At 32.6% G+C, this 13,297-nt stretch carries 14 protein-coding genes; 10 read left to right on the top strand and 4 right to left on the bottom strand.

Going from position 1 to position 13,297, the window contains the following annotated elements; genetic code table 11:
* Positions 1 to 97 precede the first annotated feature (97 nt).
* Positions 98 to 1,606, top strand: a complete 1,509-nt coding sequence (gene gpmI / locus ABWO04_RS02795) for a 2,3-bisphosphoglycerate-independent phosphoglycerate mutase (protein ID WP_353077117.1) — start codon at positions 98 to 100, stop codon at positions 1,604 to 1,606.
* 79 nt (positions 1,607 to 1,685) lie between these two features.
* On the opposite strand, the gene yihA is transcribed toward gpmI, so the two are convergent.
* The 4 genes from yihA to ABWO04_RS02775 are packed head-to-tail and all read right to left on the bottom strand — an operon-like array spanning position 1,686 to position 3,692.
* Complete coding sequence (yihA, locus tag ABWO04_RS02790) at positions 1,686 to 2,303, bottom strand: ribosome biogenesis GTP-binding protein YihA/YsxC (RefSeq protein ID WP_353077116.1); 618 nt, start codon at positions 2,301 to 2,303, stop codon at positions 1,686 to 1,688.
* A complete protein-coding gene (locus ABWO04_RS02785) occupies positions 2,293 to 2,634 on the bottom strand; it encodes a HepT-like ribonuclease domain-containing protein (protein WP_353077114.1) in 342 nt (113 codons plus the stop codon). Before ABWO04_RS02785 ends, yihA begins: the two co-directional genes overlap by 11 nt.
* A complete protein-coding gene (locus ABWO04_RS02780) occupies positions 2,631 to 2,933 on the bottom strand; it encodes a nucleotidyltransferase family protein (protein ID WP_353077112.1) in 303 nt (100 codons plus the stop codon). Before ABWO04_RS02780 ends, ABWO04_RS02785 begins: the two co-directional genes overlap by 4 nt.
* Before the next feature lie 3 nt (positions 2,934 to 2,936).
* Complete coding sequence (locus tag ABWO04_RS02775; protein ID WP_353077111.1) at positions 2,937 to 3,692, bottom strand: alpha/beta fold hydrolase; 756 nt, start codon at positions 3,690 to 3,692, stop codon at positions 2,937 to 2,939.
* Between the two features lie 328 nt (positions 3,693 to 4,020).
* On the opposite strand from ABWO04_RS02775, the gene mraZ reads away from it, so the two are divergent.
* The 9 genes from mraZ to ABWO04_RS02730 all read left to right on the top strand — a co-directional run.
* Complete coding sequence (gene mraZ, locus ABWO04_RS02770; protein WP_353077109.1) at positions 4,021 to 4,491, top strand: division/cell wall cluster transcriptional repressor MraZ; 471 nt, start codon at positions 4,021 to 4,023, stop codon at positions 4,489 to 4,491.
* Positions 4,466 to 5,374: a 16S rRNA (cytosine(1402)-N(4))-methyltransferase RsmH gene (rsmH, locus tag ABWO04_RS02765; RefSeq protein ID WP_353077107.1), complete on the top strand. Its 909-nt coding sequence runs from the start codon at positions 4,466 to 4,468 to the stop codon at positions 5,372 to 5,374. Before mraZ ends, rsmH begins: the two co-directional genes overlap by 26 nt.
* Positions 5,374 to 5,733, top strand: coding sequence for an FtsL-like putative cell division protein (locus ABWO04_RS02760; RefSeq protein ID WP_353077105.1), 360 nt, complete (start codon positions 5,374 to 5,376; stop codon positions 5,731 to 5,733). Before rsmH ends, ABWO04_RS02760 begins: the two co-directional genes overlap by 1 nt.
* A complete protein-coding gene (locus ABWO04_RS02755) occupies positions 5,724 to 7,706 on the top strand; it encodes a PASTA domain-containing penicillin-binding protein (RefSeq protein ID WP_353077103.1) in 1,983 nt (660 codons plus the stop codon). Before ABWO04_RS02760 ends, ABWO04_RS02755 begins: the two co-directional genes overlap by 10 nt.
* On the top strand, positions 7,703 to 9,166 hold the full coding sequence (locus ABWO04_RS02750) for a UDP-N-acetylmuramoyl-L-alanyl-D-glutamate--2,6-diaminopimelate ligase (RefSeq protein WP_353077101.1): 1,464 nt from the start codon (positions 7,703 to 7,705) through the stop codon (positions 9,164 to 9,166). The genes ABWO04_RS02755 and ABWO04_RS02750 overlap by 4 nt, the downstream gene beginning before the upstream one ends.
* A gap of 76 nt (positions 9,167 to 9,242) precedes the next feature.
* Positions 9,243 to 10,463: a phospho-N-acetylmuramoyl-pentapeptide-transferase gene (mraY, locus tag ABWO04_RS02745; RefSeq protein ID WP_353077099.1), complete on the top strand. Its 1,221-nt coding sequence runs from the start codon at positions 9,243 to 9,245 to the stop codon at positions 10,461 to 10,463.
* Position 10,464: 1 nt separating this feature from the next.
* Positions 10,465 to 11,799, top strand: coding sequence for a UDP-N-acetylmuramoyl-L-alanine--D-glutamate ligase (murD, locus tag ABWO04_RS02740; RefSeq protein ID WP_353077098.1), 1,335 nt, complete (start codon positions 10,465 to 10,467; stop codon positions 11,797 to 11,799).
* Between the two features lie 31 nt (positions 11,800 to 11,830).
* On the top strand, positions 11,831 to 13,213 hold the full coding sequence (locus tag ABWO04_RS02735; protein ID WP_353077096.1) for an FtsW/RodA/SpoVE family cell cycle protein: 1,383 nt from the start codon (positions 11,831 to 11,833) through the stop codon (positions 13,211 to 13,213).
* Positions 13,213 to 13,297, top strand: an 85-nt coding sequence (locus ABWO04_RS02730) for a glycosyltransferase (protein WP_353077145.1), incomplete at its 3' end; no start/stop codon positions are given. The genes ABWO04_RS02735 and ABWO04_RS02730, both read left to right, overlap by 1 nt.

The following is a 13,297-nucleotide window of genomic DNA, read 5'->3' as shown; positions in this document are numbered from 1 at the left end:
TTTTATTGATTAAAAGTTTCAGAAAACCTTTTCGTTAATAATTTTTTTAAATGGGCGTTTAAAAAATCAGTAACTTCGTAACTTAAATACGACACTGATGAACAAAAAAGTAATTTTAATGATTTTAGATGGTTGGGGACATTCTCCAGACCCTAAAGTTTCAGCTATAGATAATGCCAATACACCATTTATAGATTCGCTATATAAAAACTATCCAAATGCCGAATTGCGTACAGATGGACTTCACGTAGGTTTACCCGAAGGTCAAATGGGAAATTCAGAAGTAGGTCATATGAATTTAGGCGCAGGTCGTATTGTATACCAAGATTTAGCCAAAATTAATTTAGCAGTTAAAAATCATACATTAAAAAACGAAAAACCTTTACTTGATGCGTTTAATTACGCAAAGTCAAATGGTAAAAACGTTCATTTTTTAGGTTTGGTTTCAGATGGTGGTGTGCATTCACATACTTCACATTTACGAGGATTAATTGAAGCAGCTCAGGAAAATGGTGTAACAAATATGTATGTTCATGCTTTTACAGATGGGCGAGATGTAGATCCAAAATCTGGAAAAAAATACATACAAGATTTACAAAATTTTCTATCGAATACTCCGGCTAAATTAGCATCAGTAATTGGTAGATATTACGCAATGGATAGAGACAAACGTTGGGAACGTGTAAAATTAGCATATGATTTGTTAGTGAAAGGAATTGGTGAAAAATCATCAAATTTCGCAGAAAGTATTCAAAAAAGTTATGATGAAAACGTAACAGATGAATTTATTCAGCCTTTATTTTCTGAAGAAGGACAAGTTATTCAGCCTGAAGATGTGGTAATTTTCTTTAATTTCCGAACGGATAGAGGAAGAGAATTAACCGAGGCGCTTTCGCAAACCGATTTTCATGAACAAAATATGCACAAATTACCGTTGTATTATGTTACGTTAACCAATTATGACGATACCTATACTAATGTACACGTTATTTATGATAAAGATAATATTACTGAAACCTTAGGAGAAGTACTTTCCAAAGCAGGGAAAAAACAAATCAGAATTGCAGAAACAGAGAAATATCCGCACGTAACTTTTTTCTTTTCTGGTGGAAGAGAGGAACCGTTTGATGGGGAATCACGTATTTTAAAAAATTCACCAAAAGTAGCCACTTACGATTTACAACCTGAAATGAGTGCTTTCGAATTAAAAGATGCCTTAGTACCAGAATTACAAAAAGGAGAGGTTGATTTTGTGTGTTTAAATTTTGCAAATGGCGATATGGTTGGTCACACCGGAAGTATGCCAGCAGCTATAAAAGCATGTGAAGCCGTTGATGTTTGCGTAAAAGAAATTATAGAAACAGCTTTAGCAAATCAGTACACTACAATAGTAATTGCAGATCACGGAAATTGCGAAACCATGATAAATCCAGACGGTTCGCCAAATACGGCACATACAACCAATCCAGTACCTGTAATTTTAGTAGATAACGATAAAATACACATTCAATCAGGTGTTTTAGGAGATGTTGCCCCAACAATTTTAGATTTAATGGGAATTGCGCAACCAGAAGCTATGACGCAGCACTCGTTGTTATTGAAGTAAATTAAAAAACCCTCCAAGATTTATAAATTTTGAAGGGTTAAATAAATTATTATAATCTTTAGAATCCGCGTACTTCTTATTAAAAATCAGATCCTGTAAACAAGTTCTGATTTACTTCATCAATGTAAGTCAAAATTTCTTCTTTACCTAAAGTGCTTTCGGCTGAGGTAATAAAATATTGTGGCATTTCTGCCCAATCATTGGCTAATAAATTTTTCTTGTATGCTTCCACGTGTTTGTGAATATGCGTTTTTCCTAATTTGTCTGCTTTTGTAAAAACAATACAAAACGGAATTTCACTTTCACCTAAATATTCAATAAATTCAGTGTCAATTTTTTGTGGTTCGTGTCTAATATCTACTAAAACAAACGCACAAATAAGTTGTTCTCTGCTTTCGAAATAATCAGTAATAAATTGTTGAAATTTTGCTTTTGTGGTTTTAGAAACTTTTGCGTATCCATAACCTGGTAAATCTACTAAATGCCAGTTTTTGTTAATTAAAAAATGGTTGATTAATTGGGTTTTTCCCGGTCTTCCAGAGGTTTTAGCAAGGTTTTTATGATTGGTAATCATATTAATTAATGATGATTTCCCAACATTTGATCGTCCAATAAAAGCATATTCTGGAATTCTGTCTTTCGGACATTTTTCCACTTCGGAATTACTAATTACAAATTCTGCGGTATTAATTTTCATTTAATAAGTTATTTGATTCGGATAATAATAATGGTAAATCTTTCATGATTATCTTCCAAATTAAAATATCGTCAACACTATCATAGGCATGTATTACTTTATTTCGCAAGTCAACTATAGTTCTAGAATAAGATATTTTTATTTTTGGGTTTATTTTTAAAAGTTTAGACATAGCTTCTCCAATTATTTCTAATTCTCTTTCTACGGCTCTTCTTTTAGTTTTGCTTGCTAGATATTCCTCTAAAATTCTTCGATTTTCTAGATGTTCATCAATAGAATTAATACAATCAACGATGTCTAAAAGTAATTTTTTTTCTTCTCTAGTCGTCATATAATTTGAAATTTACTTTCGTTTATACTTTCAATTAGGTATTTATTTTTTAATGTTTTTTCAGCTACTAATTCAATTGGTTTTTGTAATAAATTTTCCAATTCGTTTAAGAGACTAAAATAATTTAATGCATACGTTTCGTAATCTAAATCGTCATAGAAACTAAATAAAAAATCAACATCGCTTTTTTCGTGATAATTGTTTTTTGTCATACTTCCAAAAATATAGGCACTTTTGGCGTTGTATTTTATAAATATCGATTTTATATTTTCTATATTATTTTCAATAGATTTTTCCATAATTTATAATTTTTTCTCGCTAAGCCATTTAAATAACAAATCATTAAATTGATCTGGTTCTTCCATCATAGCGGCATGACCACATTTGTCAATCCAATATAATTCAGAATTTGGAAGCAATTTTTTAAATTCTTCAGCTACTTCTGGTGGCGTTACTTTATCTTGTTTTCCCCAAATAATACAAGTTGGTACATGCATTTTTGGTAAATCTTTAGCCATATTATGACGAATGGCGCTTTTGGCAATAGTTAACGTTTTCAAAAGTTTAATTCTGTCGTTTACGGTTGCAAAAACCTCATCAATAATTTCTTTTGTTGCCACTTCTGGATTATAAAATACGTCTTCAGCTTTTTTTCTAATGTATTCATAATCACCACGTTTAGGGTAACTTTCACCCATAGCGCTTTCGTACAATCCCGAACTTCCAGTAATTACTAATCCTCTCACTAATTCAGGATATTGTTTCGTAAAATACAAACCAATATGTCCACCTAACGAATTTCCTACCAAAATTACACGTTCTAATCCTTTGAAAACAATAAAGTCTTTAACATATCTGGCAAATGCTTTCACATTAGTTTTTAATAAACTTTGCGTATAAATCGGCAATTCAGGAATAATTACTTTGTATCCTTTACTTGGAAAAAAATTAGCCACTCCGTCAAAATTACTTAAGCCGCCCATCAAACCATGTAACACAATTATTGGTGTGCCTTCACCTGATTCAAAATACGTATATTTTTTTTCTTTCTTTATCATAAAAACGTCTTCGTGTTCAACTATCTAATACGTACAAAAATACATTTTTTTTTCACATTTTTTTCATAATTCAGATTATTAAATTGTTTCCAAGCTAAAACTCTAATTTTCAATTTGTTTTGAGAATCATTACTGGAATTTTTAATGTTTTTTCAACAATTTATTTAATCGTTAAAAACTTAAATTCTTTGTAATTATCAGTATTTTCAGTACATAAGTGGTATTTCAAACTATTTTAATCAAAAACTTATTAACAAAGTGGTATTTTGTGGTAAAAAGTGGTAAAATATTTTTTAAATTTGTCTCAATAATAATTCATTTATAAAAGTTGAATACATTTTTAGGAACATACGAGTGTAAAGTTGATGCAAAAGGAAGGTTAATGGTACCTGCGCCTCTGAAAAAACAACTGGGTAATTTTGAGGAAGGCTTCGTGCTAAAGCGTTCGGTATTTCAGCCTTGCTTGGAATTGTATCCGATGAAGGAATGGAATAAAGTCATGCAGAAAATCAATAAATTAAATCGCTTTGTTAAAAAGAACAACGATTTTATTAGAGCGTTTACTGCTGGTGTAAGGATGGTTGAAATTGATGCTACAGGTAGGTTGTTAATCCCGAAAGATTTAGTGTTGTTTTCTAAAATAGATAAAGATATTGTATTGTCCTCAGCGGTTTCAATAATTGAAATTTGGGATAAAAATTTATACGAATCTGCATTAGATCACGCGATGGTTGATTTTGCAGATTTAGCCGAAGAAGTAATGGGTAACAAAAATGAAGAGGAAGATGGAATATCATAACCCAGTACTTTTAAAAGAAACAGTTGCGGGTTTAAAGATTAAACCTGACGGAATTTACGTTGATGTCACTTTTGGCGGCGGTGGACATTCAAGAGAAATTATGAAGCATTTAGGGCCAAACGGAAAATTGTTTGGTTTTGATCAAGATACAGATGCGTTAGCAAATGCCATAGATGATGAACGATTTGTTTTAATTAATGAGAATTTCAGATTTATTAAACGGTTCTTACGTTTTCACGGCGTAAAGCAAGTAGATGGAATTTTGGGCGATTTTGGCGTTTCTTCTCATCAATTTGATGTGGCTGATAGAGGTTTTTCTACTCGTTTTGATGCCGCTTTAGACATGAGAATGAACCAAAATGATACACTTTCTGCGTATGAAGTGGTAAATGATTATGCGGAAACTGAACTAAAACGCGTTTTTGTTGATTTTGGTGAATTGAAAAATGGCGGCGCTATGGCAAACGTAATTGTAGCCGCAAGAGCAGATAAGAAAATTAAAAATTCTGAGCAACTAAAAGAGGTTTTGTCTCGTTTTTTGCCAGGGCATAAAGCAAATAAAATTTTAGCTCAAATTTATCAAGCCATCCGTATAGAAGTAAATCAAGAAATTGAAGTATTAAAAGAATTTTTAATGCAAACGGAAGAATTATTGGTGTCTGGAGGAAGATTAAGTGTTATTTCGTATCACTCATTAGAAGACAGATTAGTAAAACGATTCATAAGAAATGGCATGTTTGAAGGCGAACCTGAACGCGATTTTTTTGGAAATTTTGAGGTGCCTTTTAAAAGTATTGAAAAACTAATTGTCCCTTCAGCGGCAGAAATAGAAATAAACAATAGAGCAAGAAGTGCAAAATTACGAGTAGCAGAAAAAAAATAATGGCAAAAGAAAATAGTATATATAGTCTATTAAAAGCAAAATTCTTAATTGATGATGATGCGCTAAAAACTTGGAAATTTATCATTTACTTGTTTTCCTTGGCTATGTTAATGGTGTATTTTAACCATAACTACGATGAAAAAAATTATAGGATTACGAGTTTAACAAATGAAGTGAAAGAGTTGCGTTCGAAATTTGTAGATACACGTTCTGAACTCATGAAATTAAAAATGGAATCCACCGTTTCAAAAAAAATGGAAGCAAGACAAATTTTGCCGTCTACTGTTCCACCAAAAAAAATTGTAATACGTAAACCTGAAGAAAAAAGTTTTATAGATAAATTAAAAATATGGCAATAAAAAACGACAATATAATTTCTTACCGACTGGCATTTGTGGTGGTTTGCGTTGTTGCGTTTGCGTTTGCGATTGCTATAAAACTATTTAATATACAGTGGGTAGGTGGCGATTATTATAGAAAATTAGCCAAACAACGCACCGTCAAAAATTTCGAAATTCCTGCCAATAAAGGAAATATTTACTCATCAGATGGAAGTTTATTAGCTACTTCAGTTCCTGAATATACCATCCGTTTTGATGCCGTAACACCTTCTGAAGAAAATTTTGAAAAATATTATGTTGCCTTGTCAGATTCACTTGCAAAACTTGTAGGAAAATCATCTGGCGAATTTCAAAGAGATTTAAGAAAAGCTAAAAACACTAAAAACAGGTATTTTTTAGTTGCTAAAAAATTAACGTTTACCGAATATATGCGCGTAAAAGAGTTCCCGTTATTTAAGTTGGGAGCAAATAAAGGCGGAATTATTGCCGAGCAGCAAACCGTTCGTAAACATCCTGTAGGATTAATTGCAAATAGAACGATAGGTTATGAACGCGATGGCAACCAAGGGAAAGGTTTAGAATATGCGTTTCGTAAATATTTAAACGGAACAAACGGCCACCATTGGATGCAAAAAATTGCTAAAAACCAATGGAAACCTATTTCTGATGTTAATGAATTAGATCCAGTTGACGGGTACGATGTAATTTCAACTATAGATGTTTTTATTCAAGATATCGCACATCACGCACTTTTAAAACAATTAGAGTTTTATAAAGCAGACCACGGATGTGTAGTGGTTATGGAAACCAACACGGGTTACATAAAAGCCATTTCAAATTTAGGAAAATCGGAAGATGGTTCGTATTTCGAAACTCAAAATTATGCACTAACGGAATCTCCCGAACCGGGCTCTACCTTTAAATTAATGGATTTAATTGCCTTAATTGATGATAAAAAAGCAGATACCAGTTCTGTTTATAATTCAAATGGTGGTATAGTTATGATTCAAGGCAGACCTGTAAAAGATTCAAATCATCACGGATACGGAATTGCTTCATTAGCAAAAGGTTTTGAAGTGTCGTCAAATACCATTTTAGTACAAGCAACTTATCAGGCCTATAAAAATAATCCTTGGCAATTTATCAATAGAATCAACAGTTACGGATTAAATAAAAAACAGGGTTTACAAATCAAAGGAGAAGGACAACCAGTAATTCCACAACCAGGAGCTAAAAATTGGTATGGCACCACGTTGCCTTGGATGGCATTTGGATATGGTGTTTCTATGACGCCTTTACAAACACTTTCCTTGTATAATGCGGTAGCAAATGATGGTAAAATGGTAAAACCAATTTTTGTAAGCGAAATAAAAGAGTGGAGTAAAACCATTAAAAAATACGATCCTGAGGTAATTAATCCGAAAATATGTTCTGATGAAACTTTATTAAAAGTTAGAAAAGTATTGGAAAATGTAGTTAAAAACGGGACAGGTAAAAGTTTGTATTCTGCCGATTTTTCAATGGCTGGTAAGACAGGAACTGCTCAGGTAGATTACAGTAAAGCAGAAATGTCTTATGCGTCTTCTTTTGTGGGCTATTTCCCTGCAGATCAACCAAAATATTCTTGCATAGTTGTGGTGCATAATCCAGATAAATCAAAAGGGTATTATGGAGCTGATGTAGCGGGACCTGTATTCAAACGTATTGCACAAAAAATATTTACAGATGTTCCAAACACAAATAAGTTTACTAACATCAAATTAAAAAGTAAAAAACAAGAAGCTTTATACAGCGAATTTGAAAAAAAATCTCAAGGAAACACAAACAAAGTGCCAAACGTAAAAGGAATGGCAGGAATGGATGCGGTTTCTTTATTAGAAAATTTAGGGTTTAAAGTAAAATTTATTGGAGTTGGAAAAGTAATAAAACAATCCATCAATCCAGGTGAAACATTCAAGAAAAATCAAATCATTACAATAGAATTATCGTGAGCCAGTTAAAAGACATATTATATAAAGTTGCCATTGAATCGGTTCACGGTTCTACTGATTTGACTATAGAAAAAATCGAGTTCGATTCCAGAAAAGTATCTTACAATGATGTTTTTGTAGCAATTAAAGGAACACTTTCAGATGGACATCAATTTATTGACAAAGCCATTTCTTTGGGTGCATCGGTTATCGTTTGTGAAGTTTTACCAAAAACATTATCAGAAAATTGCACGTATGTGAAGGTGCAAAATTCTAATCAAGCTTTAGCCTTTTTATCAGCAAATTATTACGATAATCCGTCAGAAAAACTAAAATTAGTTGGTATAACAGGCACAAACGGAAAAACTACAATTGCCTCATTATTGTATCAAATGTTTAAAAAAGCAGGATACAAAGTAGGATTATTGTCAACCGTAAAAATTATGGTTGATGAGGTAGAATATAAAGCGACTCATACTACGCCTGACTCACTAACTATTAATAAATATTTGGATGAAATGGTTGCGGTAGGTTGCGAATTCTGTTTTATGGAAGTTTCCTCACACGGAATTCATCAAAAACGTACCGAATCTTTACATTTTGAAGGTGGCGTGTTTACTAATTTATCACACGACCATTTAGATTATCACGAAACATTTGCAGAATATAGAGATGTAAAAAAATCATTTTTCGATGGATTGCCAAAATCTGCTTTTGCTATCACAAATGTTGATGATAAAAATGGTGAGGTAATGTTTCAAAATACGGCAGCAAGAAAAAAAACGTACGCCTTAAAAACGTATGCCGATTTTAAAGCACAAATATTAGAAAATCAATTAACGGGATTGGTTTTAAAAATCAATAACGAAGAAGTTTGGACGAAACTAATAGGCTCGTTTAACGCATATAATATTTTAGCCATTTATGGTGTGGCACTCGAATTAGGAATAGAAAGCACAGAAGCATTACGATTATTGTCTGAATTAGAAAGTGTTTCAGGTCGTTTTCAGTTTGTGGTTTCTACTACCAAAATTACAGCAATTGTGGATTACGCACATACGCCAGATGCGTTAGAAAACGTGCTGAAAACAATAGAAAATATTCGTACTAAAAACGAACAATTATTTACCATCGTAGGGTGTGGTGGCGATAGAGATAAAACGAAACGACCAATTATGGCAAATATTGCAGCTTCTTTTAGCGATAAAGCCATTTTTACTTCGGACAATCCAAGAACCGAAAATCCTCAAACCATACTTGATGAAATGGAAGCTGGAGTAGAGGCTCAGAATTATAAAAAAACAGTAGCTATTTTAGATAGAAAACAAGCCATAAAAACCGCTTGTCAAATGGCAAATTCAGGCGACATTATTCTGATTGCAGGAAAAGGCCACGAAACCTATCAAGAAATAAACGGAGTCCGTCAGGATTTTGACGATATGCAAATCGTACAAGAAATATTAAAACAATTAGAAAAATAAAACTCAAAAAATAAATCCTAAATTCCAATTTTGGAATTTGGAATTTTAAAAGTTTGGAATTTAAACCTATAAAATTATGTTATACTACATCTTTAAATACTTAGACGAAGCGTACAATTTGCCAGGTGCAGGTTTGTTTCAATACATCACGTTCCGTTCTGGAATTGCGGTGATTTTATCGTTGTTAATTTCTACCATATATGGAAAAAGAATTATCAACTATTTACGAAACAAACAAGTGGGTGAAACTGTTCGTGAGTTAGGTTTAGATGGGCAAGTGCAAAAAGCAGGAACGCCAACTATGGGTGGTTTAATCATTATTTTGGCTACGCTGGTTCCGGTTTTGCTATTGGCGAAATTAGATAACATTTATATCATTTTGCTTTTGGTGACAACTATTTGGATGGGAAGTATTGGTTTTTTAGACGATTATATTAAAGTTTTCAAAAAAGATAAAGAAGGATTAAAAGGTAAGTTTAAAGTAATAGGTCAGATTGGTTTAGGAATTATAGTTGGAGCTACCTTATATTTTCATCCAAGCGTAACTATTAAAGAAGATGTTGTTTTAAGAAAGCAAGGAATAGAAACAGTAATTAAAACTACTTCACCTGAAGTGAAATCAATGGAAACGACCATTCCATTTATGAAAAATAACACGTTTGATTATGCGGAATTACTATCATTTATGGGTAATGATTATCAAAATTGGGCTTGGTTAATTTTTATTCCAGTAGTTATTTTTATAATTACTGCAGTTTCAAATGGCGCTAACTTAACAGACGGGATCGATGGTTTAGCGGCAGGTACTTCGGCCATTTCCGTATTGGTTTTAGGTATTTTCACCTTCGTATCGGGAAATATTATTTTCTCTAACTATTTAAATATTATGTACATCCCAAATTCGGGTGAAATGACCATATATATTGCCGCATTTGTAGGAGCACTTATTGGATTTTTATGGTACAACACCTATCCAGCAACCGTATTTATGGGCGATACAGGAAGTTTAACTATCGGAGGAATTATCGCAGTAATTGCTATTGCCGTTCGTAAAGAATTAATGATTCCTGTTTTATGCGGAATTTTCTTAGCAGAAAACTTTTCAGTGGTGTTACAAGTAGCGTATTTCAAATATACCAAAAAGAAATTTGGCGAAGGACGTCGTGTTTTCTTAATGTCACCATTGCATCATCATTATCAGAAAAAAGGCTATCACGAAAGTAAAATCGTAACACGTTTCTGGATTGTGGCCATCATTTTAGCTATTTTCTCATTAGTATCTTTAAAATTAAGATAAAATGCGATTAGTAATATTAGGCGGTGGAGAAAGCGGCGTTGGCACAGCTATTCTGGGAAAGAAAAAAGGATACGATGTTTTTGTGTCCGACTTTGGAAAAATAAAAGAAAATTATAAAGAAGTTCTTAGTATTAATGCAATTGCTTGGGAAGACGAAAAGCACACAGAAAATTTAATTCTGAATGCCGATGTAGTAATGAAAAGTCCTGGAATTCCAGATAAAGCGCCCATAGTAAAAAAGTTGCTTGAAAAGAATATTCCGGTAATTTCAGAAATTGAATTTGCAGCGCCTTTTACTACTGCAAAAACAATTGGAATTACCGGAAGTAATGGTAAAACTACCACAACCTTGCTAACCTATCACATCCTGAAACAAGGTGGTTTAAATGTAGGTTTAGCAGGAAATATTGGAAAAAGTTTTGCTTGGCAAGTAGCCGAAAATAAACACGATTGTTATGTGTTAGAATTAAGTAGTTTTCAATTAGACGGAATACTAAATTATAAGCCAGATATAGCGATTATTTTGAATATTAGTCCAGATCATTTGGACAGATACAATTACGATTACAATTTATATATCGATTCAAAGTTCAGAATAACAATGAATCAAACAGAAACAGATTATTTAATATACGATGATGATGATGAAGCCATTTCAAATTGGTTTGCCTCACATCAAACAAAAGCAAACAAAGTGCCTTTTTCAATTTCAAAACAATTAACTAAAGGCGGAAGCATAACAGAGAATAACGAAATAAATATCAACCTTAACGAAGACCAATTTACTATGCCAATTCATCAACTTGCTTTAGAAGGAAAACATAACGTAAAAAACGCTATGGCTGCAACAACGGTTGCACAATTAATGAATATTAGAAAAGCAACTATTAGAGAAAGTTTAACCAGTTTTCAAGGTGCAGAACACAGATTGGAAAAAGTGTTAAAAATTAATAATGTGCAATACATTAATGATTCGAAAGCTACGAATGTAAACGCTACCTTTTTTGCCTTAGATAGTATGATTACACCAACAGTTTGGATTGTTGGAGGTGTTGATAAAGGAAATGATTATGACGAGTTAATGGCATTGGTTCGTGAAAAAGTAAAAGGCATCATTTGCTTAGGTGTCGACAATAAAAAGTTAGCCGATAAGTTTGAAGGATTGGTTGAAATGTTTGTAGAAACAACCTCAATGTCTGAAGCAGTAAAAATTGCAAACAAAATGGCTGAAAAAGGCGATACGGTGCTACTTTCTCCAGCTTGTGCAAGTTTCGATTTATTTGAAAACTACGAAGATAGAGGACGTAAATTTAAACAAGCGGTACAAAATTTATAATTGATTTTATTAATCAAAGCAACAAATAAAAATGAACAAAATCATAAACCAACTTAAAGGAGATAAAACCATTTGGGCTGTAATTGTATTATTGGCTTTGGTTTCTTTTTTACCCGTATATAGCGCGAGTACAAACTTAGTATATACAGTTGGTAATGGAAAAGGTTCAACATTAGTATTGTTGCTAAAGCATTTTTTACATGTTATTGTAGGGTTAGGTATTGTGTTTTTAACACACAAATTACATTTCGAAAAGTTTAAAAAATATTCCATTTTTGCCATTTGGATTATTATTCCAGCATTACTTTTTACATTATTACAAGGAAAAACAATTGGTGGTGCGAATGCAAGTCGATGGTTGGAAATTCCATTTGTCAATTTTTCGTTTCAACCTTCTACGCTTGCCTTTGCAATCTTAATGGTATATGTAGCTCGAACGCTAACAAAAATTAACGAAACCAAATACACGTTTAAAGATTCGGTAATCCAAATTTGGATTCCAGTTGGAGCGGTTTTAATCTTTATTTTACCATCCAATTTTTCTACGGCAGCCTTAATGTTTGCAATGGTTTTTATGTTGTTATACATTGGTCAATATCCATTAAAATATTTAGGAATTGTATTAGCTTCAGGTGTGGCATTATTAGCGCTTTTTTTCCTATTGGCACAAGCTTTTCCAAAACACAAAACCTTTAGTCGTGTAAATACTTGGGTGAGTAGAATTGAAAATTTTACCTCGGATAAACCAGATGAAGATAAATACCAAATTGAAAATGCTAAAATAGCCATTGCAGTCGGGAAAATAAATGGCGTAGGACCTGGAAAAAGTATTCAAAAGAATTTTTTACCACAATCGTCTTCCGATTTTATTTTCGCCATTATTATTGAAGAATACGGCTTAATTGGCGGATATGTTTTGGTGTTTTTTTATATGCTGTTGTTTTTTAGATTCTTAATTCGAGCCAATAAAACCACAAATTTGTTTGGAAAATTATTAATCATCGGACTTGGTTTTCCAATTATAATTCAAGCCTTAATTAATATGGGTGTAGCGGTTGAATTATTGCCAGTTACAGGACAACCATTGCCATTAATTAGTAGTGGAGGAACTTCTATTTGGATGACGTGTTTGTCGTTAGGAATTATATTAAGTGTTACTAAAAGAGAAGATGAAATTGCCGCTGATTTAAAAGATTTTCAAGATAAAGAAGCTGCTTTACAGCGATTAATCGAAAGAGAAGTTGTGGTAATGAATGCTGAAAATGCTGTGGAAAACCTTTCGGAAGACGAGCATAAAGTAAATGATATGAAGTATTCTATTCGTGAATCTTTAAAACAAGATAACAAAACAGAACAGGGCGACAGTTTGGTGAACGGACAAAATCCAATGAATGCAGTAATAAACAAAAAATAATGGCAAATAAATTTATCATTAGCGGCGGAGGAACTGGTGGACACATTTATCCAGCAGTTGCTATTGCAAACGAATTAAAAGCGC

The organism is Flavobacterium sp. (genome assembly GCF_040382755.1).
Classification (GTDB): Bacteria; Bacteroidota; Bacteroidia; order Flavobacteriales; family Flavobacteriaceae; genus Flavobacterium.
The sequence above is the reverse complement of the archived record's forward strand: the minus strand, read 5'-3'. Positions and strand labels throughout refer to the sequence as shown.